This window comes from Alcaligenes sp. RM2 (assembly GCF_052931795.1).
The window spans coordinates 1,003,062-1,026,912 of sequence record NZ_JBRFIO010000001.1 but is presented as its reverse complement, the minus strand read 5'-3'; the positions used below and the strand labels follow the sequence as shown (position 1 = coordinate 1,026,912).

Below are 23,851 nucleotides of genomic sequence, written 5' to 3'. Positions count from 1 at the left end.
TGCTGTATAAATATACAGTAAATCTGTTTGCCAGCAAACCAGGCATCTGTTTCAAAGCAGAACTTTTATATACTGTGGCCTTCTGTTTGGCGCTCTCGCATGAATTCTTCCCCTTCTACCCGACCAGGCCGCTGTGCACAGTGTCAGCGGCCCTTGGCTCGTTGCTTGTGTCCCTTGATCCCTTCGATAGAAGCAGCGTGTCCTGTGCTGATTTTGCAGCACCATTCCGAAGCCCGGCATGCGCTTAATACTGCGCGCTTGGCGTATTTGGGTTTGAAGGGGGCAGAGCTATGGGTGGGAGAGCAGTTTGCTGGGCTGGAGGCCCGGCTGGCACAGGCGCATCGTCCTGTTTTGCTGTTTCCGGGACCAGAAGCCAAGGTGGCGGGCTCAACAGGCCCAGAGGAGAAGCCGGATCTGATCGTGGTGCCAGATGGCACCTGGCGCAAGGCACGCCTGATCTTGCACAGCAATCCGGTTTTGCAAGCCCTGCCGTATTGGGTATTGCCTGAAGGACAGGCGTCGCACTACAGACTGCGTAAAGCGCCCGACCCGCAGGCTGTGTCGACCTTGGAAGCAATTGTCCGGCTGATGCAGATTATGGAGCCGGAGCGGGATTTCAGCCCTTTGCTCCGGCCCTTCGAGCAGTTGATTGAAGAACAAATCCAGGCTATGGGCCTGGATACGTATCAGCGTAACTATCCTACTTCCAGGTGAAGTTCAGTTCGCGGGGCTGGCCTTCAACAATAGTGGCCTGGCGCTCCTGGGTCTGGCCCTGGTAAGTGGCAAATACCTTGTAATTGCCGGGGCCAAGACGGATCAGGCAGTAGGGGCCGTCGATCAGGCTGTTCAGCACGGTTTGGTCGTTGCTGTTACGGATAACCAGCTGCACATCGGAAATATAGCCGACGCGCTCACCCTGGTTGGCTGAAAAGTTCACGGACAAGGGAAAGGTGTTGCGCACCATGCGAAACAGTTGGGCTTCATCACTACCTATGCCGCCGCTGATGTATTCGGTTGAACCGTAATACTGGCTGGGGGGCAGTTCCTGGGCGTGCACGATGGGGCTGCTCAATAAGGCCAGCGACATGGCAATGCCGATCAATGAAAGACGAGGACTCATGAGGTTTCCTTGCTTGAAGTAAGGTGGCTAAGCGGGCCCTCAGGGGCCCTGTTGCTGTTATGAGAGGGGTGGGGCTGGCTGTCAGGATGAAAGCTGGGCCACAACAACGGCCAGTCATGTTGACGGGTCGGTTCTGCCTGCGGATTGAAACTGCGTTCACGCAGCATTCCATGTCCGCGCTGATTAATAGTGATGACGGTGGTGCAGCGGGTGCCGTAATTGGGGCTGACAATAAACGGGCTGCTTAACAAGCGTTCGTGCTCAAGACTTAAGCCGGTTTGGGGCAAGTCGGCATCGGCTGCGACTTCCTGATTGCGTAAACCCTGAAACAAGCCTTCTACCGCTGGTGGCGAGCCATCAAAATGCTGTGCCTGCAGGGTTTCTTTCAGGAACAGGCTTTTGGGCCAAGGTGTATTAAGCCAGGCATTGCTCAGAACATGTACGCCTGGTCCCAGCATGTGCGGGCTGCCACTGGGATGACGGTTGCTGTAATAGCCCATGCGTAAAGGCTGTTGCTTGTCCGGCCATTCCAGCACAAAAAGATTGAAGCCTGCGTAATCGGCTCCTTCCTGGGCGAGTTGTTCCAGATAGTCGGCTGGACTGCGCTCGTCTCTTAGAAACTGGGGGATCAGTTCGCCGCGTGAGCGTTGCTTGCTGTTTTTGTTGCTGGGGGCTTCGCGGTAATTGGTCAGCAAGGCCAGCCGTCCACGGCTTTGTGTCAGGCCCAGCCAGGTGCCCCCGGCTTGCAGGTCCCGACCCGCCAGAATATCGGGCTCGTCCCGCCAAGGTTGAGCCGCTTGGCTGGGGCGAGCATGATATTCGTCGCGATTGGCGGCAATAATCAGCGGCCAATCTGCATTAACTCCGACGGCGATATAAGCGATGCACATGTGCCGATTGTAGGATGGCTATGCAGGCTTTGGTAGCCAAAGTACCGCCAAGTTCCGCTTTTTTTCTCGGTATTGAGAATGCCTCTTTAGGCTTGGCATTCAGGGCTTGAACGTCAGATTTAAGCGATCTATGAAAGGGCGTCGTAGTTTTGTGCCAGACGCACGACGGTGACGCCCGGACGTAGCTGGCGCAGCGAGGGCATGACCAAGGTGCAGTTATCGTAGGGCGTCAGCCAGGCTTGGCCATCAGCTTGTCCGATCGCCGTGCCTGCATCGGCCAAGGTTTCCAGGCCTTGCCAGTTCTGATCGAAACTGACTTGCATGGAAGGGGCGACAATCGCATGGGTGACTTGCAGAACGCGTTGCGTATCGGGAGACGCTCGACGCCAGTCCGAGGGCAAATCCTCTTTTTCCACAATCTCGGAGGCGAGCAGAAAGCGGGCAATCAGGTCCAGTGCGATTGCCGGTGTATCAGGATCGCCATGAAAGCCGCATTCCAATAGTAAGGAGCGCGCTTCATGGGCTTCAGGGTCCGAGAATCGACCGTAATCGCGCATGCGTACGCCGTCTTGATGGCCGCTATCCACAATCACATGCTCGGGAGCGCCCAGAGTACGAGCCAGCTCGATATTGCGTGCCAAGGTGCCAGTCAATAACAAGGGGGCGCTGGGTTCATGCATGGAGTGCAGATCCAGCAACCAGTCGGCTTGTTCCAGCCAAGGCAAAATGGCTCGTGCGCGACGCTGTTCTTGTGTCTGTGTTTGAGCCAGCTTCTGATCGCTCCAGACGCGGTTCATGTCTTCGTCCACGTAGCGGCTGGCATCGTGCTGCTCAGGATCAAAGCGATCAAAGGCGTCCAGATTGCAAAAGGCCAGAATCAGCTTGCCACGACGGGGCTTCAGGCCACTGGCCAACACGGCTTTCAAGGCCCAGGCCCCACAAAGTTCGTTGCCATGAATCAGGGCGCTGATCATTACGGTACGGCCCGCTTCGCCCGAGTCCAGGCACCAGAGTCCAGGGACACCGGTATTGCCCTGACGCTCTTCTTGAATGTCAGGCAAGGAAAGAGAAAATTGCATGGAAAGACTCCAGCGCCCCAGCAGCTAGCCGGGGCGCATGTGTTTTATTCGGCTTGCAGCTTGGCCAGTTCGACCAGACGAGCATATTTGTCGACCTCTTTGGCCTGGAACTCTGCCGCGTTCATGCCGGGTGCGTAAAGCGTGGCTCCATTGGATTGCATTTTCTCTTGCAAGTTAGCCGATTGCAGGCTGCTGTCCAGAGCCTGACGCAAGGTGCTGGTGACGGATTCAGGCAAATCCTTGGGGCCATACAAACCAAACCAGACGTTGATGTCGACCTTTTCAAAGCCGGGTGTATCGGCCAGCGGCGGGATCTCCGGGGCAGCAGGAGAGGCATGGGTTTCGGTAATGCCCAAAGGCACGATGGCGCCTGCGCGAGCTTGCGACAGGCCCGAGGACAGCACAAGGTAAGCCGTATCCAGTTGACCACTCATCAAATCCGAAACCAGGGGTGGGACGCCACGGTAGGGCACGTGCATGGCGGTGGTACCGGTCGAGGCGTTCACCATTTCACCGGCTAGGTGCAAGGTAGTACCTACGCCGGAGGAACCAAAGCTGAAGGCTTCCGGTTTGGCCGCCCGCAGCTTTTGCGCATAGTCTGCCGCGGAGCGAATACCGGACTCTTTGGAGGCTGCCAGCAACAAGGGCTGGGAGGCAATCATGCCAATAGGCGTGAAGTCTTTTTGCCCGTCGTAGCGCACGGCTTTGTTGATCATGCCGGCGATGATCATCTCGTTGGTAGAACCCAGCAGCAGGGTATAGCCGTCGGCGGCTGCACGTTGTACGCGTTGAGCACCAATGGTGCCACCGGCACCGCCTGCGTTTTCCACGACGACGCTTTGGCCCAAACGGCTGCTCAGCTCTTCAGCTAACAGGCGGGCAGTCAGATCCACGCTGCCTCCGGCGGGATAACCCACGACCAGAGTCAGGCTGCGTGAGGGGTAGGTGTCGGCGTGGCTGATTGAGGCTTGCAAGAGGCTACAGGCGCCCAGAATGCCAAGGACCAAGCTGCGCTTGGGAAAAGAAAAAGACATGATGTGCTCCCCGTTCAATAGATAGGTTTCCAAGCAGCGGCCGGTGTGCGCGCTGCGGGCCTGTTTATCCTTAGTTATGAAAGGGTATTGTGTCTGTTGCGGCTACTTGCGATGTGCTGTTGCGGCACATGGACGTGCTTTTTCGGTTGCTTGTGCGTTTATCGCCCCTGCTGGGTGAAGGCCCAGACGGACTCTGCCAGATCCGAGAGCGGGGCTCGGGAGCGATACAGACGAACTTCAAAGGCAATCTCGTCGCCTTTGCCGCCCAATTGCACCAGCGTGCCGCGACGACATTCATTGGCAATCATGGACAGGGGTAACCAGGCTACGCCCATGCCTTTCAATACCGAGCCCATTGCCGTATCCAGAGAATCGCAACGCACCGTGCTGACCAGGGGATAGGGAAAGTGGTGCAGCTTGTCACCCAGAATGCGGGCCATGGCCAAGCCGCCTGAATATGAAATCAAAGGAATGCTGCGTCCGCTATCGGCATTGAGTTCATATAAAGGTGTGCCGTTCTTGCGGCGCTGACAGGTAGGCACCAATTTGTCAGTGGCGATGGTCATATACGTCACTTGCTCGGCCAGCAGTTCAATTGACAAGGCCGGGTGTTCATAACAGCACAGAAAGTCGGTTTTGCCTTGGGCCAGCAGCTTGGCCATATCGGCCATCATGCCGGTGCTGATGTCGATAGGCACATGGGCCGACAAAGGGGCGTGGCTGCCTTTTTGCAGACGGCTGACCCAATCCGTGACCAAGGTGCGTGCCAGGCTACGGCCGGTAGCAATGCGCAAGCTGCCTTGTCCGGCTTGATCCGAGGCCTGCAATTGCCGACGAACGCGGTTCAGTTGTTCCAGCACTTGATTAGCCGTGTTGTAAAACACCTGTCCTTCCGGCGTTAGCGTGATGGGCAGGCTGCTGCGCTCCACCAAGGGTGTTCCCACCCATGCTTCCAAGGCCCGAATGCGACGTCCAAATGCTGGGTGTGTGACGTGGCGTTGCTCTGCTGCCCGAACAAAACTGCCCGCACGAGCCAGGGTTACAAAGTCTTCAAGCAGTTTTAGCTGGGGCACGAAGGGCGTCTTACAGCATGGCCAGGCCGTTGGATTTTTCAACCAGATCGCGAATACGTACGGCGTCACCAATACGCGAGTAACGACCCGAGGAGTTCAGCAGCACAATAGCCACTTCACGATCTTCGATCTTGGTCAGCATTACCAGGCATTCGCCCGCTTCGTTGATGAAGCCGGTTTTGGAGACCTGAATATCCCAATTGGCGTTTTTCACCAAACGATTGGTATTGTTGAACACCAGTTGGCGACCACGTATAGGCTGCACGGAGTATTGATCATTCGTGGTGTATTGCTGGATACGGGCATGCTGGCTGGTGGCCGTCAGCAACTTGACCAGATCACGCGGGCTGGATACGTTGTCGCTGGACAAGCCGGTAGGCTCTACAAAACGCGTATTGCGCATACCCAAGGCACGTGCCTTGTCATTCATGGCGCGCACAAAAGCAGACAAGCCACCAGGATAGCTGCGCCCCAACGCGTGGGCAGCCCGGTTTTCCGACGACATCAGCGCCAGGTGCATCATGTCGGCACGGCTCAGTTTGGAGCCAACGCTAAGACGCGAGCTGGAGTATTTGACGCGGTCCACATCTTCGTCGATGATCTCCAGCATTTCATCCATGGGCAGGCCGGATTCAGCCACGACCAGGGCTGTCATCAGCTTGGAGATGGAGGCAATGGGGCGAACGGCGTCGCTGTTTTTCTGGTACAGCACAGTAGACGATTCCAGATCCTGCACAAAGGCAATTTCTGACCGCAGGGCTGCGTGCTGAATCAGGGCGTCGTGTTTAAGGGCATTAAGCGCGCGGCGGCTATCGTTCTCGCTATAGCTGATAGGCTGCAGGTTTTTCTCGAAAACCAGATGCGGCACGTTGTAGCTGATGGCGGCTGTGGCTTCATCCAGTGTGGATGGCTCGGCCAGCGCCAGTGTCTGCGCAAAGGACGAAATCGAAAAAGGCGCTAAAAATAAAACACATAGCGCACGTCGAATGAATTTATTTGTTCTGGTCTGAGGCATTTTTCAGTTCCCGGTAGGCGAGAAACAGAAGGGCGGAGAGAATTTATGCGCTTATGCTACCAGAAAAAATCCTCTTTATATTAGTATCTTACGGCTCAAAGTTAAAAAAAAATTAAGATGTCTGCGCGGTATCATTAAGAAACTTATTTTTATCTGTATAAAAACACAGCTTATGCTTTTTCTGAAAGTCCGAAATAATAAAAAACCTGTTTTTATAAACAGTTTTTTAAATCGATTCCTGCTTTCTATCGTCCTGGTTTCATTACCGCTGGCCAGTCATGCTGCCTCCTTGGCCTGGGACGGGGAACAGCTTAGCAATGCCATCACCACCAGCTCGCCCAGCACCCAGCAAAGCTTCCTGCCTGCAGAGGCGGTGCGAGCACAGGCTTCAAGCATAGGCAAGGTGGAAGTCAGTTATCACCACAATGGGCGCGCCATTCTGAAAAGCCGTTTGTGCTTGCAAGGCGGCTCCTGTGTGGACATGAATGGTTCGGTATTAAGTACCAGGGCCTTTGCCGGTCAGGATGCGCGTCTTGGCTTTGTGCTGGTGCATGAGGTGTGGAGCTGGGCGGGTAGCACAGAGCCTGTGCGTGTGCAGGCCTCGATACGGGTGAATTACCAGCGCTAGCCTGAAATGAGGCGGTCTCCCAATAAACGATTTAATTACTCTTGTACTTGATCCACCTCAAAGTCCAGGCCTAAAGAAACCTGCCGTACTGCCGATATGTAGTCCTGATGCCCATCGGGCCATAACCAGGACTTGTGCATGAACCCCTCTACTCTGATCGGCATCGTAGCCAGCGTGCTGCTGTTTGCCGTGATCTTGTTTTTTACGGCAGAAAACCCCGCCTTGTTTGTGGACCTGCCCAGTCTGGCCGTGGTGCTGGTAGGTACCTTGGCCGCGACGTTCATCAGTTATCCCTTAAGCGAAGTTGTCCGTATTTTTGGTCTGATCGGCACCGTGCTGCGCAATGAACGCCTGTATACCCAGCAGGATATGGACGAGCTGATCAATATCTCCCGCCTGTGGATGATGGGGGATATTCGCGCGGTGGAAGAGGCGCTGGAAAAAGTGGCCAACCCTTTTCTGAAAACCGGCGTTCAGCTGGTGATTGATCGGGCACCCCAGGAAGATATTGAAGACCTTTTGCAATGGCGTATCAGCCGTTTGCGTGCTCGTGAACATGCAGAAGCGCAATTGTTCCGTTTGATGGCCAGCTTTGCACCGGCCTTCGGTATGGTCGGCACGCTGATTGGCTTGGTCAACCTGATGTTTTTGCTGGGCGATGGTGACATTACGTCTATTGGTCAGCAAATGGCTCTGGCCTTGATGACGACGTTCTACGGCGTGCTGCTGTCCAATCTGGTCTTCAAGCCCGTGGCGGTGAAGCTGGAGCGTCGTACCGAACAGCGTGTGGTTCTGATGAACATGATCATGCAAGGTGTGTCCATGATGAGCCAGCGCCGTGGCCCGGCCTTGATGCGTGAGACGCTGAACTCCTTCATGGCTCAGTATCAGGACGAGATCAATGACCGGGGCGGCCGCGATGATGATGCGGACCCGGCTCCGGAACGGGGCTGATCCCATGGGAAACATGGAGCAGGACCTGACTTTGGGTGAACTTGCTGACCGCCAGAAAGCCTTGCAAAAGGAACTGGAGCAAGCTCGCGGCGCCAAAATCGAACAACAACTGGCCAGCAATCTGGGCAGTCGTCGTCGTAGCCGCCCCTGGAATGATCCAGGGCTGGCGGTGCCCGAGGAAGAAGAAGCCTGGTTGACCACGTATCTGGACATGATGACCTTGTTGCTGGTCTTGATGATTGTGATGCTGTCCTTTGCGGGTAAGCGGGCGCAAACGGCGGCGCAGGGACAAGGGCAGGGAGGGGCTACAGTCGTGGCCCAAGCAGGCAAGGACGGAGCCGGTTTGTTGCCTGCTGGGGCGGGCCTTTTCCCGGACGCTGGTCAGGGTGAGGGACAAGGCAAAGGCAATCACGGTCTGGATCTGGACGGCTTGGGCGACAATATCGATGTGGTCATGAACGACCAATCCGTGAGCTTTCGTATCAATAGCGAAATTCTGTTTAACTCGGGCGGTGCGGATCTGGGGCTGGAAGGTTTGACGGTATTACGCCAACTGGCTGCCGTACTGCAGAAATCCACCCATCCTATTGTGATTGAAGGTCATACGGACTCGGTGCCGATTCGTAGTTATCGCTACCCATCCAACTGGGAACTATCAGGTGCGCGTGCCGGTAGCGTAGTGCGTTATATGGAAGCCAACGGAATTGGCAGCCAGCGACTGAGCGCTGTCGGTTATGCCGATACCCGGCCTTTGGGGGATAACGGCACCTCGCAAGGCCGTGCGACGAATCGACGGGTTGAAATTATTGTGCAGACTCCCCAAGCACAGCCTGAAAGCCCCGTCCCATGAGCCTTTAACACAAAACCCCGGTTTGTATGTTGCAAACCGGGGTTTTTGTTTTGAGCCGAAATTCAACGCGTCTGACTTAGTCCAGTACGCGCGTGGAGGAAGCCAGAGAGCCTAGATCGAACTTGGGCAGGTGACGACGCAAGGGCATGACCAGAACACTGATCACTACCGGCACAATCGCGGCCAGCAGGAAGGACTCCAGCAAGTAATCCATAGGACCATTGGGGCGCGGGAATACGGCCAGACCGGCGACCAGACCACCGATGGTGCTGATGGTGGCCGTAAAGCCATCGTAGCGGCGGCTGTACAGGCCAAAGAAAACCGGGAAGGCCGCTGCCGAGCACAGCAAGTCTGCCAACAGGAACAAGTACAGTACGCTAAAGCCTTGTGAGGAGGCGTAGAGCACAGGGATGGAGCAAATCCAGATCAGGGAACGCGCCAGACTCATCATTTGGGCGGTGTTGCGATGCGGCATGATGCGGCTCAAGTCCACGGCAATCAGGCTGGAGACAGCGCTGATTGCGGTATCGGCACTGCTCATGACCAGGGACAGGCCTAACGGAATCAGCAGCACCAGGAACCAGACAGGTACGTGCGGCAAAATTACATTGAACAGGGCCACGGAGCTGTCACCGGGCGAGCCCAGACCAACAAAGGCCAGGCCAAACAAGCCCATCAGGAAAATGAAGGGCGCTACAAACAAACCACCCAACAAAAAGCCGCGACGCATGGACTTGGTGTCTTTGGCGGCATAGATACGTTGCCAGTTACCTTGGTGAAACAGGCCGGTCAGCAAGATGGCGACAAAGAACGTCAGGCCAGCCTTCACGCCTACGGGATCGCTAAGCTCGATCAGTCGAGGAGCTTCCAGTTTCACGTTGTCAAACAACTGTACCGGGCCGCCCACCGCTTGCCAGCCGAACATCACGATCAGGAACAGCATGGGCAGAATCACAAACATCTGCACCTTGTCGGTGAAGATGGAAGCACGCAAACCGCCGTAAGAGGTGTAGATCAGCGTGGCCAGCAACACAATGCTGGCCGTGACCCATAAAGGAATCGGGGCAATCAGGGTGATCATCTTGGACATGGCGGTGATTTCTGCCGTCATGGAGATGAACATGTAAAACAGCATGATGACCAGGGTCAGCGCATACATGGGGCGACCGTAGCGGGCGATGACAAACTCGCTCAGGCTGTGGCCGCGAGGCAGCAATTCGCGCATGCGCTTACCGAGTGGAATCATGGCCAGACGGGGCGACATGGAGCCAATGGCATAGCCGATGACAGCGCTTAAACCGCCCCAGCTGGCTGCTTGTGCGGGCGAGAACAGAATCCAGGCACCCAATGAAGAAGCCAATAAAGTCAGAATGGTAGCGACCGAGCTTTGGCTGTTGCGAGCCACCACAAAGTCTTCCAGGGAACTGTTGTAGTGGCGGGCGTACAGCACCCCAGCCAAGGCAAAAGCAGCGGAAAAAACGATGAGCCACAGGAGGGTGGCACTTTGGTCCAGCATGAGATCTCCCCAAAAGCCTGATTGAACAGGCACAAACCGGCCAGGCTGGCAGGTTGCCAGAACAGGGCGCAGAAAAATGGAGGGATTGAAATGGGGCGTGTGAGCTTGTGAATGCGCCGCATAGACAAGAGCGGGCAGGCTGCCAGGCCGCGTTTCCTTTCCCTTCGCCGGCATGATCCGGATCAGGTTCTAAGGGTTACCGCTTGAATGCGGAGTCTCAGCCCGTTAAGGACTCCCCCAGGAACAGGCTAGAAGAGTAGGAGAGCTTCTTTCAAATGTCAATAATCCGGTTGAGCTTGATTTATGCTATGGTCTGCCCTGCGGCACGGGGTGTCCTTCTTGGAAAGGGCTGAGATAAAACCCGTCGAACCTGATCCAGCTCATACTGGCGAAGGGATGTCCGAATCCATGGCCCTGCGTCTCAAGCAGGTCGACATCCTCGCCGAATTTTTGCAAGGAATGTCATGTCTGTGGAACACGTCTCGGAACTCTCTCAACAACTTGTCCTGGTCACCGGCGGCGCACGCGGCCTGGGGGCTTGCCTGGTACGCGCCTTTGCAGGCCAGGGCGCAAAAGTTGTGATCAATTACCTGAAAAGTGAGGCAGCCGCTCAGGCGCTGGCGGACGAATTTCCGCAGCAATGTCTGGCCGTGCAGGCGGACGTGACGGATGCGGCTTCGGTACAAGCCTTGTTTGCCAAGGCGCAGGCGCATTTTGGCCAGCCCGTCACCACCGTCGTCAATAACGCCTTGCCCGAGTTTTCCTTCAATGGCGATGCTCGCCCTCACGCCGATACCTTGACGTGGGCTCAGATGAACCAGCAACTGGAAGGCATTGTGGGCGGGGCCTTGAACACCACACAGGCCGCCTTGCCCGGCATGAAACAAGCCGGTTTTGGTCGCATTATCAATATCGGCACGAACCTGTTTCAGAACCCCGTGGTGCCTTACCACGATTACACCGCGGCCAAGGCGGCCTTGTTGTCCATGACACGCACCTTGTCGCACGATCTGGGGCCCGATCAGATTACCGTGAACATGATTTCCGGTGGTTTGCTGCGCACAACCGACGCGTCCGCGGCCACGCCCGAAGCGGTGTTTGACTTGATTGCGGCCAGCACACCCTTGCGCCGCGTGACCACGCCCGAGGAGTTTGCCGATGCGGCCTTGTTCTTCGCCGGTCCGTGGGCGCGTGCCGTAACAGGACAGAATCTGGTTGTTGACGGTGGATTGGTGAAAAACGGATGAGACAGCTGCATTTCAATTTGTTCATTATGGGCTGCGGGCACCACAAAGCAGCCTGGCGCCATCCTGATTCGCAGGTCGAACGTTTGGGCGATGTCCGGTTTTACGAAGAGCTGACCCAAATTGCCGAGCGCGGCAAGCTGGACGCTATTTTCTTTGCCGATGGTCAGTCCAGCGATAACGTGTCCGATGGTCCGCGCTGGTTCCTCGAACCCTTGACCATGATGGCTGCGCTGGCGAGAGCCACCGAACGTATCGGCTTGATCAGTACCGTTTCCAGTACCTTCTACACGCCGTTTGTGGCGGCACGCATGTTGTGCTCTTTGGATCATGTATCCAATGGGCGGATGGGCTGGAACGTGGTGACATCCATGTTTGACTCGGAAGCGCGTAACCACGGCTACGAAGCCATGCCCGATCATGCCTGGCGCTATGCGCGGGCTGAAGAGTTTGTTGATACCGCATTGCAACTGTTCGACTCCTGGAGCGACAGTGCTTTGGTCATGGACAGAAAGGGCGATTACGCCAAAGTGGATCAGGTTCGCCAGATCCTGCATAAGGGCGATCACTTCCTGGTGGATGGCCCCTTGACCTTGCCACGTTCGCCGCAAGGCCAGCCGGTGCTGTTTCAGGCAGGTGCTTCTGAGCAAGGCCGTGATTTGGCCGCGCGCAAAGCGGAGGCTATTTACGCTGTGGCTTATGATTTGCCCTCGGCCCAATCCTATTACCGCGATATCAAACGACGCGTGCGTGAAGCGGGCCGTGGCGTGGATGTGCCCGTGATGCCGGGTTTGGTGACCTATGTGGGCTCCACCATGGAAGAGGCGCGCCGCAAGCAGCAAGAGCTGGACGAATTGCTACCCGCCGAGACATCCTTGCGTCAGCTGGGCATGTTTGTCGGCCAGGACTGCATGAATTGGGAGCTGGATGCGCCAGTGCCACCGCTGCCGCCTTTGGAAAGCTTCAAAGGCCCTAAAGGGCGCTATGCCACCATGCTGCGCATTGTGGAAATGGAAAAACCGACAGTGCGCCAGTTGCTGGGCCGAATCGCTGCTGGCGGCGGTCACTGCACCATGGTCGGTACGCCGGAGTCCATTGCGGATCAGATTGAGCAATGGTGGCGCAACGAAGGCGCGGATGGTTTTAACCTGATGCCGCCTTCCTTGCCCAATGGCATTCGTGACTTTGTTGAGCAGGTGATTCCGGTTCTGCAAAAACGCGGGCTGTTCCGTCAGGAATACGAGCATGCAACCCTGCGCGGCCACCTGGGCCTGGAGCGGCCTGCCGCCTGATGCCAGGGCAAGAAAAAAGCGGGCATTTCCATAGACGGATTTGTCCGCTTTTTCCCTAGGGTGAAGAGGCTACGAAGTTCCTGAAGTTTGCTATCCTTAATGCTTTAATTGTCGCCTGCTTAACGAGCAGCGAGCTGTATAGGGATCGCACTATGAAAACCGCCGTTGTCACCGGGGCCTCCTCAGGGTTTGGGGCTGCGCTTGCCCGTAAATTGGTATCTGAAGGACACACCGTGCTGGGTCTGGCGCGTCGCCAGGACAAGCTCGATGCCCTGGCCGCCGAGCTGGGCGAGCGTTTTGTACCGGTCAGCGTGGATTTGACCGATCGTGCGCGAGCAGAAGCGGTGCTGGCTGATCTGACAGCTCGTTTTCCCAATATTGATGTGCTGATCAATAACGCTGGTCTGGCACTGGGCGTGGACAAGGCGCAAGACGCCAAGATGGATCAGTGGGACACCATGGTGGCCACCAATATCAGCGCGCTGTTGCACATTACGCACGCTTTGCTGCCGGGTATGGTCAAGCGCAATCAAGGCCACATCATTAATCTGGGGTCGACTGCGGGCGAATACGCTTATGCAGGCGGCAATGTGTATGGTGCTACCAAGGCTTTTGTGCATCAACTGGGCCTGAACCTGCGCGCCGACCTGTCGGGTACCGCAGTTCGTGTTTCTACCGTGGCTCCTGGCCTGTGTTCCGGTACGGACTTCTCGACTGTGCGTCTGGGCGATAAAGACAAAGCCGCAGCGTTGTACCAGAACGTGGATGCGCTCACACCTGACGATATCGCCAATACCATTGCCTGGATCATGAACGCGCCTGCCCATATGAACGTCAACTACATCGAGTTGATGCCAGTGGCGCAAAGCTTTGCCGGCTTGAGCGTGCATCGCAAGGCTTAAGCGTGGCGACCGGGCGCGGGTCTGGCTTGATTAGACTTGGGCTCCGGTCTTACACTGCAAACGTCTTCAGGGCGGGGTGAAATTCCCCACCGGCGGTAAGGGAGCTACTCCCCAGCCCGCGAGCGCTTTCCGCCAGGGAAAGGTCAGCAGATCAGGTGAGAAACCTGGGCCGACGGTCAGAGTCCGGATGAAAGAAGATGAAGCATCGCTGCCTTGTGATCAAGGCAGCGGCGTGTTTTATTGCTGCCCGGAGGACGCATTGTTTAATCAAGGATGCGTTCAAATGAAAAATCTGAAAATCTCCCCTGCATTAGCCGTTGGTCTTTTGCATGAATTCTGCGAAGGAGCGTGCTGATGTATACCGGAATTGTTAAAGCAGTTCGTCCTCTTACCGCGGTCAAGGCCGAGCTGGGCCGTACCGAGTTTGAAATTGACTTCACTGACGAGCTGCTGGTGGATCTGCAACTGGGTGCCAGTGTCAGCGTGGAAGGCACATGCCTGAGCGTGACCAGCATTTCTGGCCCTAAAGTCACCTTTGATGCGATTCCCGTCACGCTGGAGCGCACAAATCTGGGCACACTCAAAACGGGTGATCTGGTCAATATCGAACGGTCGGCCAAGCTGAACGAGGAAATTGGCGGCCATGTGATGGCTGGCCATATCGCAACGACGGCTGAAGTGCTGGAACTGAGTATTACCGAGGCCGGTAACCGTCTGCGTTTTCAGATGCCGGAAGATTGGGCGAAATACGTGTTTCCACGTGGTTTTCTGGGCGTGAATGGCTGCAGCTTGACTGTGGCGGATGTGGAAGACGGTGTTGTGACCATCAATCTGATTCCCGAAACCTTGCGCCAGACGACGTTCTCCCGCTACAAGGCGGGCGATAAGCTCAATATCGAAGTGGATCAGCAGACGGTTGTGCTGGTCGATGTGCTGGAGCGTACGGTTGCAGGCACGTTGACACGTGTGATGCCTGGTTTGAAGGGCTGATTGACGCCCAAATGAAGTAAAAAAGAGCTGTCAGTTTTAAGACTGGTGGCTCTTTTTTTATGCGGGGCTTTTACTGTGTCTGTTGCGGTACTGGATGCTTTGGGGCTTGTGGACAAAGTCTGGAGTGAAACACAGCCCGAAAGCGGAGTACAGAGCCGTGTGAACCTGCTCCTTCTAGTGATCGACACTTTGCATAACAAAGCAGTACTCACACTTGAGTTAGCGTCTTCAAGACAAAATCAGCACGCTTTTCTACGCTTGTTTTGGGCAGCAGGCTCACTTGGTATCCCAGTAGGGGATAAACACGCTTCAACCGCTCATACTCACGCAAAGCAGCGTTCATATCGTGACGACGTTCTGGATCAGCCTCGTATATTTCAGGCCAGGGCGGCGTTAAAAATACCTGTGAATGATAAGGGCTGGTCTTGTTGAGTTCATCCAGCAGTGGCGTTCCCTTTAATTCCTGCAAAGCTGCGGCCGCATCAATCAAGCCTCGATCAAAAAACACCCAGCCACCATCTTTCGGAGCGCTGCAATAGTCATCTTGCGCGGTCTTTATCGCTTCATTCAGGAAGGCCTCCATATCCAGCCAGGGAAGGGCAGAGCCACCGCTGGTCAGTTGTTCCTGCACGATACGTCGCCCAGGTTCCTGGATAACCGTATAGCCACGATTCTGCAGCTCGGATAACAGAGTAGATTTGCCGCCACCAGAGCAGCCGGAGATAAGAACAAAAGGGTTCATAAGAGTAGGTCAGTAGAAGATGAAGACTTGTACAGGCGTGTTCACGCCCCGAAACTGAAGCCGGATGTAGGGATGTAGGGATGTAGGGATGTAGGGATGTAGGGATGTAGGGATGTAGGGATGTAGGGATGTAGGGATGTAGGGATGTAGGGTGGGGAAGCCTGGAGCAGATACCCGCGAAGATTGTGCAAGTTTAGCGTATTTCTGCATTTCCATACTCCCACACCCAGCCAGCTAGTGACCAGCCGACTTGAAAATAATAAAATGCAATTAACGGAAAAGAGTTTATCTCATTGAAAAGATGGTCTTCAACAAGAAGAGGGCGAATTTACTTACCATCGGCTCGCTTATTGATGCGACATCAGAGGGAAGTACTGCGATAGGGAGCATTTCTGTTCTCATACTCTTGTACCCACGCATTCACACCAAGGGCTTGCTTCAAAACCAAATCGGAGCTTTGAACAAACAAGCCTCCATACATCCATAAGCAAGCAAAGAAAAACGCCGATCATCCAAAGGACAATCGGCGTTCTTATCTTTCAAAAACCTCTTGAAAGAGGGGGCGCTTTTAAGCCGACAACTTTTCTACCTTGGCTGGCAGGCCTTGGCGCACGGCCGCGCCAGAAACCCAGTCAATCCAGACGTTGTCCTGACCATCGCCACGGGTTGGATCAGCAAAACCCAATTCGTTCAGGTTCACTCCTGCAGCCAGATCGTTCAGGTGAGGCGTAGCCTGACCATCAATCTGGTGCGAACGCGCACCCAGTTCGGTATGCCCAAAACCGTGTTCGATTGCAATGGCTCCGCGCATAATACCGCCACGCACCAAAGCAACACCTTCAACCGCACCACCTGGTGTGCTGACACGAATACGATCGCCATTCCGAATACCCAGGTTCTTCGCATCATCCAGATTCAAGGAAATCGGATTGTGCGGGTGGACCTGGCGCAGGCGGGACATCCCGATGGACATGGAACTCATCAGATTGGATTTGTAGGAGCTCATCAGCAATGGCCATTCCTGCTCAGAGAAATGCTCGCGCATTGGGCTGCCGTCAGCCAAACGAGTGGGGTACCAAGTAGGGCAACCGCTAAGACGTTCACCCGTCATGGTGTGACGCATCTTGGCCAGGTCTTCATTCCAGATCTGCAAAGCATTGCTGTAGCGATTTTTCAGCTGATTTCCTTTCCAGGCGTTTTCGATTCGGTCGAATCGGCCACCGCGTGTCAACAACATCGCTACTTTGCGCTGCTCTTCAGGATGCAAACGCGCTTGAAGATCAGGGAAGAGACGATCCACACCGGTGATGCGCATATCGTCGTCGGATGCGTCGCCAACCGGGCGGCCAGCACCAAAGGCAATATTGGCCATGCCCCGCAGATAGAAGTCCTCGGCGCGCAGCAAGTCGTGGGCATTGCCTGCCTTGTCTTTCAGAACGCCTTTACCAAAACCTGGCAATCCCAAACGCAAAGCTACTGCAAAGAGGAAACTTTCCAGGTTGATAGGTTGACCGTCAGCCGTGCGATCCACTCGTGGCTCGACCACAGGCCAGCGCAGGGTCGAGGACTTTGCGATCACGTCAGCCCAAGGTGCCGAAACACCCCAGCTTTCGTAAGTCACCGTATCTGGCACGATGTAGTCTGCGTAGGCATTGGTTTCGTTGATAAAGGGATTAACCGAAATCGACAAGGGCAGAACCGCAGGGTCTTTCAGTTTGTGCAGCAAGGCATTTTTAAAGCCAGCAATCGCATAGACCGGGTTGCTCATGTGGTTGATCCACACTTTGCTGGTGTATGGATAGCCATTCAGGCCCGATGCAATCATTTCACTGCTCAAGGCACCTACAGCGGGGTACCAAGGAGCAGGAGCGGGGTACAACGCTTCACCATTTGCTTGGCGGCGCTTGAATTCGCTGGATTTTTCGTAAGCGAAGCGATGGCGCGACAAAGACACGCCTTTGGCCGTCACTTTTCCGGGGAATTGAGCAAAGTTGTAGCGTGGGCCGGGGCCAAAAGGACCAAATGGGCCGGCATCCAGCACCAAACCGCCTTTCAGGTTCAGGTTACCCACCAAGGTATTCAACATGGCAATGGCATAAGCCGTGTAGAAACCGGAACCGTTCATGGTGCCGCCGTGTGCGTCAGCCACGGCTTGGCGACCGTAGCTGGTAAATTCACGGGCCAGTTCGATCAGGGTTTCTTCGTCCATGCCGCAGCCTTTGGCGTATTCGGCAATGGATTTTTCCTGACTGCGCTCACGCAGCATGTTCAGCGCAGTACAGACGCGTACATCCTTGCCTTCCAGCTCAACGGTACGGTCGACAAATAGCGTCGCGCGATCCAGATCGGTATGGGCGCGCAGTTCGCCTTGTTCGTCCTGAACAATAAAGGGCGATTCAGTGTCTTCAGCTACTTCCCAACCCAGGTCTGTACCGCGCAAATAGCGGCCAAAACCAGGATGCTCAGGATCCGCAATCAACAAATGGCTGGCGTTCGTCCAGGAAGCGGTATTTTCGTCCTGCTCCGCAGGCGCATGGGGCAGGGACAAGTGTTCTGCATCAAAACGCTCTTGTTCCAGAATCCAGCGCAACATGCCCATGACCAGGGACAAGTCAGTGCCGGGCAGAACAGGTTGCCAGCGGTTGCCACTGCCCGAAGCCAGGCTGGAGGACGTTGGCAAGATCGGGGAAACAACCACGTACTTGAAGGTGTTTTCAGGACGCGAACGGGCTTCTGCCAGCTCACGGCCTTGACGCTGGAAGGGATTACCGGACTGAGCCGGTGCTGCACCAATAAACAGGCCAAAACGGGCGTTTTTCCAGTCAGGTTTGCCATGAGGCATACCTTTGATGTCACCCATGGCAGCCCCTGTACCGACACGGAAGCTTTGACCACAGTAAGAACCGTGGTTGCTGACGTTGATCGTGCCAAAAGCCTGCTCGGCAAAGCGTTTGACCAGTGGCGTACGGCCTTCGTTCGCGGCATCCGTGAACAACAACTGGTTGGCCAATGGACCGAATTCGGGGTTTTGCGGGTCAATCAGGGTTTCGTGATCCCAAATCGCACGCAAACCATCGACATGACCTTCTTTGAACAGATCGCCGCCTTCGCAGACCTCTTCAATCAATTGCTCAAAACTGATGCGCTCCCATTGGCCTGAACCACGAGGGCCGACGCGCTTCAAAGGCGACAGAACACGATAAGGGCTGCTGTGCTGTTCCAGCATGGAAGCGCCGCGGGCACAGGCGCTGGCACGGCCTTCCAAGCCATTCTCACCACCCAGCATGGCGTAAACCTCGCGTACGGGCTGCTCCATGGGAGCAGACTGCGTGGTTGCCAAAGGATGGTAAGGATTACCGGCGATACGCAGAATCTTGTTGTTCTCCGTATCAATACGTACGCGCACACCACACTGCGTCCAGCAGCCCAGGCAACTGGAAGGGCTCACAATCTGACCGGGCTGCGTATCCAGCAGACCCGTGATCGGATCAATACGGAATTCAGCCTGCAAGGAGTTGCCACGGGTTGCGTGTGCGGTGGGTACACCGGCTGTACCTTGGCCCAGACCTTGGACCGCCTTGACTACCGTGTCGCTATAACCAGCCGCAAAGGCAGCCAGACCACCCACAGCAGCACCGCCGCGGGTCAATACCTGTCGACGCGACAGGTTAGGGGTTTCTTTTTTCTTGCTCATGACGATAAGTACCTGAAAGCTAGTGAGTCTGTAGGGCCTAGGCCGTCAAAGACGAACGGCGGGCCGGGAACAGAGAGAGCAGGGTGGTGCTGGCGGCGAGCAAGGCAATACACAAGCCCAGCACACCCAGCATCCCCAGCAGACCATCGCTGCCTAAGGGCATGGTGTAGAGGTACAAACCGGCACCGTATTTAGGCACTCCTTGTACCGCCATGAAAATAATCCAGCGAAACATCCAGGCAGAGCCGAGCATGAAAGCAGCACAGAACAAGCTATAAAGATTGCCTTGCAAGGTATGGACAGGACGGCTGAGCATGTACAGAAGCAGCAGACCGAACGCCGAGGAACCCAGGAAGCCCAAACGCCATACGGGATAGGTCTGAAACAGTTCCCAGGCCGAACCAAAGGAGTGGCTGTAACCCATCAGACCGGAGCCCACCCAGAACAGGGCCACGAGGATCAAGGTCAATACCACGCCCAAAGACCAACGGCGTACGTACTCCAGCGGCAGATTGGCCACGCCGCCAGGCAAGAAGCGAGCAACCAGCAAAATAGCGCCCAGACTGGCCAAAGCAGCTGTCAACGCGAAGTTGATGGGTAAGAACGCGGTATTCCACAAGGGGCGTGAACGCAGCACCATGATTTCAAAACCGCTGTAAACCAGAATCGACAAGGCCGAAACCAGTAAAGCCAGGCTCAACCAGCGCCACAGAGCACGTTTATTCAGCCACCAGGCCAGCACGTTGGCCATGGACAGGCCAACGAACAGGGGCAGCAGCACAGCACCCAGCGACATCCACGACCAGGGAGTGAAGTGGGCATAAAAATGCCAGAAACGGCCAGGTTGGTGCAAGTCAGCCAGCAAGGACACAGGAGCGGCAATGCTGCTGCACAGAAGCACAATCATCAGCGCAGGCTCCAGACGACGCAAAGCGCTGTCGCTGGACCAGGCGCAACGCCACACCCAGACGGTGCTGGTGGCAGCCATACCGACCAGGAAAAAGTATTGAACCGCCCAAGGTAACCAGGCAACTTCGTAGGCGGGGGTCAGAATTTCGATAATAGACATAACGGCCCCTTAGAACTGATTGGTCAGACGCACACTGGCCTGCCCATCCACACCATCAACGAACTCATCGGGCAAACCGATGTAGAACACATGCGGGTTGGTATTCATGCCGGGCTTGAGTACACGGATTTCCTCTTTGTGCTCTTTAAGCAGCTGGGAAATCGTGCTGGTTTCATCGTTCATATCGCCAATGACGCGTGCGCCACCCACGCAGCTTTCCACGCAGGCGGGCAGCAGACCCACTTCCAGGCGGTGCTCGCAGAAGGTGCATTTATCGGCGGTCTGGGTTTCATGGTTAATGAAACGGGCATCGTAAGGACAGGCTTGAACACAGTAGGCACAGCCAACACATCGTTCGTTGTCGACCAGCACCACCCCGTCTTCGCGCTGGAACGTCGCCTGCACAGGACAGACCGGCACACAGGGCGGGTTGTCGCAGTGGTTACAGAGGCGTGGCAGGCTCAGCATGGCCGCCTGCTGCTGTTCATCGAGCACCTCATATTGCAGAACTGTGGTGCGGAACTGCCCGATAGGGGGTGCATTTTCGATAGAACAGCTGACCGTACAGGCCTGGCAACCGATACATTTTCTTAGATCAACCACCATGCCGTAGCGGGCCCCATCTTTCCCACCGCTACGTCGTGGAGGCTGGCTGTTCATGGCAGCATGAACAGGCTGAATAGGAATAATCGTGGCCCCGGCACTAAGGCCCAGCAATTCCTTAAGAAAACGTCGCTTGCCCTTTTTGGGCTCGGCGCTTGGGATCATGTGTTTTCCTTTCCTATGCTTGGGTTGAACCCATTGACATTATTTGTAGTTATAAGCATATGAAGAATACACAGTTCCGGTCTTGATGAAGGTCAAACAGAACATTTAAAGGTTGAAATGTTGACGCTCGGCTGTATTTTTCAGGCACAAAAAAAGCCCCTCCAGGAAAGGGAGGGGCGCTATATACCTGAGTTGTGGATAAAACCGCTTAGAACGTTCCGCTTAAGCCCAGGAAGAAAGTGCGGCCGGGTTGGTTGAATGTGTAGGCCCCAGCACCGTAGATGTAATTGGGGGTACCCAGGTTCACGCCGATGGCATTGCCGCGACGGAACAGACGCTTATCAAAGAGGTTATCAACCCCTGCATTGATGCGGAAGTGCTTGTTGATCTTGTACTGCGTGCTCAGACCAAACAAGGCGTAAGGGGACACCTTGTCGGTTGCAGAACCCGTCAAAGGCTGACCGTAGTAGTCGTACTTCGGTGGCTTTTGCTCGCCGTAAAAGGTTGCCTTGGCGCGCAAGGACCAATCGGCATTTACATCCCAGTCCAGAGTCGTATTGATCGTGTATTTAGGGATAGTGGACAGCGCTTCACCCGTAGTCTTGTTCTTGGACTCGATCATGTAGGTGAAGTTGGTGGACCACAGCCAGTTTTCGGCCAAAGGCAGCGTCAAGTTACCTTCCAAACCCGAAACTACGGCTTTGGGAATGTTTTCCCATTGCAGAATCAATTGTTGATTGTTCAAGGCCGTGAAGCTATCGATTGCAAAACGGCCCGCTTCTACTTTGTTGCGGTAATCATTATGGAAGTAGGTCAGGCTGGCACCCAGGCCGTTGTCACCCACGTACTCGACACCCAATTCTTTATTGATGCTGGTTTCGGCCTTCAAGTCCGAATTACCTTGCAGGAAGCAACCCGTGCTACTGCCCGTGGTATTGCCCCAGCAGCCGTTACCCAGGCTGTACAAGGTATAGCCGTCATTGCTTTGATACAGGTTAGGTGCCTTGTAAGCACGGGCGATACCGGCTTTCAAGAGCCAGTTATCCGTCACGGCATGAGTCAGGTTAAGCGATGGGCTCCAGTTGCTGCCATGCTTGTCGTGATAGTCAAAACGCAAACCTGGGGTAACCGTGGTCTTGTCGGTGGCATAAATATTGTTTTCAGCGAAAACCGAGTAAATATTCGCCCGCGACTTGGGTTTGTATTTGTTGGGGACACCAGGAATACGGGTCGGGTTACGTTGTGCCAAGTCCGAGGACTTGTCGTTCAGCTCCTGCCCAACCCACTCCATACCGATAGTGGCGTATTGCTCGACGCTACCGGTCTTGAATTGATGGCTGGCCTCAGCGTGGGCCGTCATGGTGGTCAGGTCCGCTGTGCCAAAACCTCCATCCTTGACTCGGGATGGATCATTAAAAGCACCCTCAGTCCCTCCGGCCAAGCCTTCCAGCAAACGATAGTTACGCGTCTTTTCGTACTGGAAGTAGGCCAGGGAGTTCGTCTTATCGTTCCAGTCCCCACGATGCGTCAGCGAATAGCTTTGGCGATACATCTTGTTGGTCTCGTCGCCCAGCTGACGTTTCACCTCGTCATTGGTATTCGTGTTCTGGGTATCACCCGTATAAATATTGCCTTGGCGGCTATAGGAGGCCTCCAGATCCACCGTTTGACGGCTATCAGGACGCCAGGACAGCAAACCATTGATGTCCTTGTTACGTACGCCTTCACGTCCAGCAGGCAAGCTGTTCGCATTGGCACCACCACGCTCGGTCTGGTGTCCTTTATTGATCTCCGGATCGTCCGAATCCGTCTTGTTCAGGTTCCCATACAAACGGAAGGACAAAGATTCGCTGATCGGGCCACTCAAGCCAAAGCTCATGCGTCGCGTGGCGCCTTCATCGCTATGTTCGGGCAAGTTGCCATACAAGGAGTAGGTGCCCTGGAATTTGTCTGTTGTGGGTTTGGTGATGATGTTGACCACACCACCCGCAGCCCCGTTGCCGTAACGTGCTGCTGCCGGGCCGCGCAGCACTTCCACGCGTTCGATCTGCTCGGCAGGTACCCAGTTGGTATCCCCACGCGAATCGCGCTCGCCACGCCAGCCGAAACGCACAGCAGAACGCGAACTGACGGGTTTGCCGTCAATCAGAATCATGGTGTTTTCCGGGCCCATGCCGCGAATGTCGATCTGGCGATTATTACCGCGCTGGCCGCTAGCCGAGTTACCTGTCAGGTTCACGCCCGGCATGGTGCGCAGAACTTCGGAGATATCGTTGGCGGGAGGGGACTTCTGGATGTCTTCGGCGGTAATGATGGAAGAGCCCAAGGTCTGCTTGAGCTCCTGCTCGGCCTTGACCACGATGCGGTCCAGCTCCTCGACCTCTTGCGCTTGCGTCTGATAGGGAAAGGCCAACAATAAAGCCACTGCCAGACTGCTTAAAGGCATAAAAGATACGCCGCTAGGCACCTGGCGCTTAGCGGCGAGAGACGAGGACACCGACATAATGAACACCCAGTAATAATGAGATTGATTCTTGATTATAAACAGAATGTTTCATGTTACCGAGCGTGAATCTCGTAAAACCAACACATCCGTCTGGGCAAATTCAGCCAGAACTACGTCCGCCGACGTTAAAGCTGCGGCCTGTCAAGGCTGACAGCTTGCGCTGCAAAGGGGCTGATTGTATTTAGGCGCAAACGCTGCAGCCAGGGCCCATACAGGTATGGATGACAGAATTCCGGGTGCTGGAACGAGTGCCGGGCCCGGTCACATTATTGCCGGCCAAAGCTTGTTGAGGCGTCAGACCGCGCGTGGGGCTGGCTTTGCTGAACAGGCGTCGTGGCGCGCTCAGTTGCAGCAAGAGGCTGCCTTTTTCACAAGCAGGGCAGGTCTGGGGATCGTTGCGGGTGGCAATGCTGCGCAAATGGCTGCTGCGTTGCAGGCAATGATTACAAAGATAGTCGTACAAAGGCATGGCAAATCCGAGTAAA

22 protein-coding genes and 3 riboswitches are annotated in these 23,851 nt (G+C 55.4%); of the genes, 9 read left to right on the top strand and 13 right to left on the bottom strand.

The genetic code is table 11. From position 1 onward, the window contains the following. The first annotated feature begins 99 nt into the window (after window positions 1-99). Window positions 100-714, top strand: a complete 615-nt coding sequence (locus ACU6HM_RS04705) for a tRNA-uridine aminocarboxypropyltransferase (RefSeq protein ID WP_446763393.1) — start codon at window positions 100-102, stop codon at window positions 712-714. Here the strand turns inward: ACU6HM_RS04705 and ACU6HM_RS04700 are convergent. The 6 genes from ACU6HM_RS04700 to pbpG form a co-directional block, all read right to left on the bottom strand. Continuing rightward, the gene (locus ACU6HM_RS04700; protein WP_009454198.1) at window positions 701-1,120 is read right to left on the bottom strand and encodes a carboxypeptidase-like regulatory domain-containing protein; all 420 of its coding nucleotides are present in this window, start codon (window positions 1,118-1,120) and stop codon (window positions 701-703) included. The two genes, ACU6HM_RS04705 and ACU6HM_RS04700, sit on opposite strands and share 14 nt — an antisense overlap. Beyond that, a complete protein-coding gene (locus ACU6HM_RS04695; protein ID WP_009454196.1) occupies window positions 1,117-2,010 on the bottom strand; it encodes an NRDE family protein in 894 nt (297 codons plus the stop codon). Before ACU6HM_RS04695 ends, ACU6HM_RS04700 begins: the two co-directional genes overlap by 4 nt. A 128-nt stretch (window positions 2,011-2,138) precedes the next feature. Beyond that, a complete protein-coding gene (locus ACU6HM_RS04690; RefSeq protein WP_446763392.1) occupies window positions 2,139-3,089 on the bottom strand; it encodes a succinylglutamate desuccinylase in 951 nt (316 codons plus the stop codon). 44 nt (window positions 3,090-3,133) lie between these two features. Continuing rightward, a complete protein-coding gene (locus tag ACU6HM_RS04685; RefSeq protein WP_021446611.1) occupies window positions 3,134-4,123 on the bottom strand; it encodes a Bug family tripartite tricarboxylate transporter substrate binding protein in 990 nt (329 codons plus the stop codon). Between the two features lie 158 nt (window positions 4,124-4,281). Next, window positions 4,282-5,196, bottom strand: coding sequence for a LysR family transcriptional regulator (locus tag ACU6HM_RS04680; protein WP_250755643.1), 915 nt, complete (start codon window positions 5,194-5,196; stop codon window positions 4,282-4,284). A 10-nt stretch (window positions 5,197-5,206) separates the two neighbouring features. Continuing rightward, on the bottom strand, window positions 5,207-6,211 hold the full coding sequence (pbpG, locus tag ACU6HM_RS04675) for a D-alanyl-D-alanine endopeptidase (RefSeq protein WP_009454188.1): 1,005 nt from the start codon (window positions 6,209-6,211) through the stop codon (window positions 5,207-5,209). 289 nt (window positions 6,212-6,500) lie between these two features. Here pbpG and ACU6HM_RS04670 point away from each other — a divergent pair, with 289 nt between their 5' ends. From ACU6HM_RS04670 to ACU6HM_RS04660, 3 genes are all read left to right on the top strand, one after another. Continuing rightward, complete coding sequence (locus ACU6HM_RS04670; protein ID WP_250755645.1) at window positions 6,501-6,839, top strand: flagellar protein FlhE; 339 nt, start codon at window positions 6,501-6,503, stop codon at window positions 6,837-6,839. Between the two features lie 138 nt (window positions 6,840-6,977). Further along, window positions 6,978-7,793: a motility protein A gene (locus ACU6HM_RS04665; RefSeq protein ID WP_009454185.1), complete on the top strand. Its 816-nt coding sequence runs from the start codon at window positions 6,978-6,980 to the stop codon at window positions 7,791-7,793. 4 nt (window positions 7,794-7,797) lie between these two features. Continuing rightward, the gene (locus ACU6HM_RS04660; RefSeq protein WP_240688304.1) at window positions 7,798-8,643 is read left to right on the top strand and encodes an OmpA/MotB family protein; all 846 of its coding nucleotides are present in this window, start codon (window positions 7,798-7,800) and stop codon (window positions 8,641-8,643) included. 76 nt (window positions 8,644-8,719) lie between these two features. On the opposite strand, the gene ACU6HM_RS04655 is transcribed toward ACU6HM_RS04660, so the two are convergent. Next, window positions 8,720-10,159, bottom strand: a complete 1,440-nt coding sequence (locus ACU6HM_RS04655) for a sodium:solute symporter family protein (RefSeq protein ID WP_031232068.1) — start codon at window positions 10,157-10,159, stop codon at window positions 8,720-8,722. A 141-nt stretch (window positions 10,160-10,300) separates the two neighbouring features. Further along, window positions 10,301-10,408, bottom strand: a riboswitch (TPP riboswitch). 67 nt (window positions 10,409-10,475) lie between these two features. After that, a riboswitch (TPP riboswitch) is annotated at window positions 10,476-10,573 on the top strand. A 50-nt stretch (window positions 10,574-10,623) separates the two neighbouring features. Between ACU6HM_RS04655 and ACU6HM_RS04650 the strand changes: the two genes are divergently transcribed. The 5 genes from ACU6HM_RS04650 to ACU6HM_RS04630 all read left to right on the top strand — a co-directional run bounded on the left by ACU6HM_RS04650 (window position 10,624) and on the right by ACU6HM_RS04630 (window position 14,587). Beyond that, window positions 10,624-11,406 (top strand): 3-oxoacyl-ACP reductase, encoded by a 783-nt coding sequence (locus ACU6HM_RS04650; RefSeq protein ID WP_336974455.1) that lies wholly within the window; start codon window positions 10,624-10,626, stop codon window positions 11,404-11,406. Continuing rightward, window positions 11,403-12,695: an LLM class flavin-dependent oxidoreductase gene (locus ACU6HM_RS04645; RefSeq protein ID WP_035273191.1), complete on the top strand. Its 1,293-nt coding sequence runs from the start codon at window positions 11,403-11,405 to the stop codon at window positions 12,693-12,695. The genes ACU6HM_RS04650 and ACU6HM_RS04645 overlap by 4 nt, the downstream gene beginning before the upstream one ends. Window positions 12,696-12,847: 152 nt before the next feature. Continuing rightward, complete coding sequence (locus tag ACU6HM_RS04640) at window positions 12,848-13,597, top strand: SDR family NAD(P)-dependent oxidoreductase (protein WP_009458283.1); 750 nt, start codon at window positions 12,848-12,850, stop codon at window positions 13,595-13,597. 58 nt (window positions 13,598-13,655) lie between these two features. Beyond that, window positions 13,656-13,800: riboswitch (FMN riboswitch) on the top strand. Then, window positions 13,785-13,952, top strand: coding sequence for a hypothetical protein (locus ACU6HM_RS04635; RefSeq protein ID WP_181900152.1), 168 nt, complete (start codon window positions 13,785-13,787; stop codon window positions 13,950-13,952). It overlaps the preceding riboswitch by 16 nt. Continuing rightward, on the top strand, window positions 13,952-14,587 hold the full coding sequence (locus tag ACU6HM_RS04630; protein WP_083053544.1) for a riboflavin synthase subunit alpha: 636 nt from the start codon (window positions 13,952-13,954) through the stop codon (window positions 14,585-14,587). The genes ACU6HM_RS04635 and ACU6HM_RS04630 overlap by 1 nt, the downstream gene beginning before the upstream one ends. A gap of 208 nt (window positions 14,588-14,795) precedes the next feature. On the opposite strand, the gene ACU6HM_RS04625 is transcribed toward ACU6HM_RS04630, so the two are convergent. The 6 genes from ACU6HM_RS04625 to ACU6HM_RS04600 all read right to left on the bottom strand — a co-directional run bounded on the left by ACU6HM_RS04625 (window position 14,796) and on the right by ACU6HM_RS04600 (window position 23,835). Beyond that, window positions 14,796-15,329 carry an AAA family ATPase gene (locus ACU6HM_RS04625; RefSeq protein WP_446763391.1) on the bottom strand — a complete coding sequence of 178 codons (534 nt, stop codon included), beginning with the start codon at window positions 15,327-15,329 and terminating at the stop codon, window positions 14,796-14,798. A gap of 568 nt (window positions 15,330-15,897) precedes the next feature. Continuing rightward, window positions 15,898-19,023, bottom strand: a complete 3,126-nt coding sequence (locus tag ACU6HM_RS04620) for a tetrathionate reductase subunit A (RefSeq protein WP_254499272.1) — start codon at window positions 19,021-19,023, stop codon at window positions 15,898-15,900. A gap of 37 nt (window positions 19,024-19,060) precedes the next feature. Next, complete coding sequence (gene nrfD, locus ACU6HM_RS04615; RefSeq protein ID WP_446763390.1) at window positions 19,061-20,092, bottom strand: NrfD/PsrC family molybdoenzyme membrane anchor subunit; 1,032 nt, start codon at window positions 20,090-20,092, stop codon at window positions 19,061-19,063. Between the two features lie 9 nt (window positions 20,093-20,101). Next, window positions 20,102-20,860: a sulfate reduction electron transfer complex DsrMKJOP subunit DsrO gene (dsrO, locus tag ACU6HM_RS04610; RefSeq protein WP_009453878.1), complete on the bottom strand. Its 759-nt coding sequence runs from the start codon at window positions 20,858-20,860 to the stop codon at window positions 20,102-20,104. A 208-nt stretch (window positions 20,861-21,068) separates the two neighbouring features. Then, window positions 21,069-23,306 carry a TonB-dependent siderophore receptor gene (locus ACU6HM_RS04605; protein WP_302329846.1) on the bottom strand — a complete coding sequence of 746 codons (2,238 nt, stop codon included), beginning with the start codon at window positions 23,304-23,306 and terminating at the stop codon, window positions 21,069-21,071. 241 nt (window positions 23,307-23,547) lie between these two features. Then, window positions 23,548-23,835: an FmdB family zinc ribbon protein gene (locus tag ACU6HM_RS04600; protein WP_009453884.1), complete on the bottom strand. Its 288-nt coding sequence runs from the start codon at window positions 23,833-23,835 to the stop codon at window positions 23,548-23,550. Window positions 23,836-23,851 lie beyond the last annotated feature (16 nt).

Coding starts and splice junctions, on each gene's coding strand:
- ACU6HM_RS04705 (WP_446763393.1), top strand. CDS start 100: ATGAATTCTTCCCCTTCTACCCGACCAGGCCGCTGTGCACAGTGTCAG.
- ACU6HM_RS04700 (WP_009454198.1), bottom strand. CDS start 1,120: ATGAGTCCTCGTCTTTCATTGATCGGCATTGCCATGTCGCTGGCCTTA.
- ACU6HM_RS04695 (WP_009454196.1), bottom strand. CDS start 2,010: ATGTGCATCGCTTATATCGCCGTCGGAGTTAATGCAGATTGGCCGCTG.
- ACU6HM_RS04690 (WP_446763392.1), bottom strand. CDS start 3,089: ATGCAATTTTCTCTTTCCTTGCCTGACATTCAAGAAGAGCGTCAGGGC.
- ACU6HM_RS04685 (WP_021446611.1), bottom strand. CDS start 4,123: ATGTCTTTTTCTTTTCCCAAGCGCAGCTTGGTCCTTGGCATTCTGGGC.
- pbpG (WP_009454188.1), bottom strand. CDS start 6,211: ATGCCTCAGACCAGAACAAATAAATTCATTCGACGTGCGCTATGTGTT.
- ACU6HM_RS04665 (WP_009454185.1), top strand. CDS start 6,978: ATGAACCCCTCTACTCTGATCGGCATCGTAGCCAGCGTGCTGCTGTTT.
- ACU6HM_RS04660 (WP_240688304.1), top strand. CDS start 7,798: ATGGGAAACATGGAGCAGGACCTGACTTTGGGTGAACTTGCTGACCGC.
- ACU6HM_RS04655 (WP_031232068.1), bottom strand. CDS start 10,159: ATGCTGGACCAAAGTGCCACCCTCCTGTGGCTCATCGTTTTTTCCGCT.
- ACU6HM_RS04650 (WP_336974455.1), top strand. CDS start 10,624: ATGTCTGTGGAACACGTCTCGGAACTCTCTCAACAACTTGTCCTGGTC.
- ACU6HM_RS04645 (WP_035273191.1), top strand. CDS start 11,403: ATGAGACAGCTGCATTTCAATTTGTTCATTATGGGCTGCGGGCACCAC.
- ACU6HM_RS04640 (WP_009458283.1), top strand. CDS start 12,848: ATGAAAACCGCCGTTGTCACCGGGGCCTCCTCAGGGTTTGGGGCTGCG.
- ACU6HM_RS04635 (WP_181900152.1), top strand. CDS start 13,785: ATGAAAGAAGATGAAGCATCGCTGCCTTGTGATCAAGGCAGCGGCGTG.
- ACU6HM_RS04630 (WP_083053544.1), top strand. CDS start 13,952: ATGTATACCGGAATTGTTAAAGCAGTTCGTCCTCTTACCGCGGTCAAG.
- ACU6HM_RS04625 (WP_446763391.1), bottom strand. CDS start 15,329: ATGAACCCTTTTGTTCTTATCTCCGGCTGCTCTGGTGGCGGCAAATCT.
- ACU6HM_RS04620 (WP_254499272.1), bottom strand. CDS start 19,023: ATGAGCAAGAAAAAAGAAACCCCTAACCTGTCGCGTCGACAGGTATTG.
- nrfD (WP_446763390.1), bottom strand. CDS start 20,092: ATGTCTATTATCGAAATTCTGACCCCCGCCTACGAAGTTGCCTGGTTA.
- dsrO (WP_009453878.1), bottom strand. CDS start 20,860: ATGATCCCAAGCGCCGAGCCCAAAAAGGGCAAGCGACGTTTTCTTAAG.
- ACU6HM_RS04605 (WP_302329846.1), bottom strand. CDS start 23,306: ATGCCTTTAAGCAGTCTGGCAGTGGCTTTATTGTTGGCCTTTCCCTAT.
- ACU6HM_RS04600 (WP_009453884.1), bottom strand. CDS start 23,835: ATGCCTTTGTACGACTATCTTTGTAATCATTGCCTGCAACGCAGCAGC.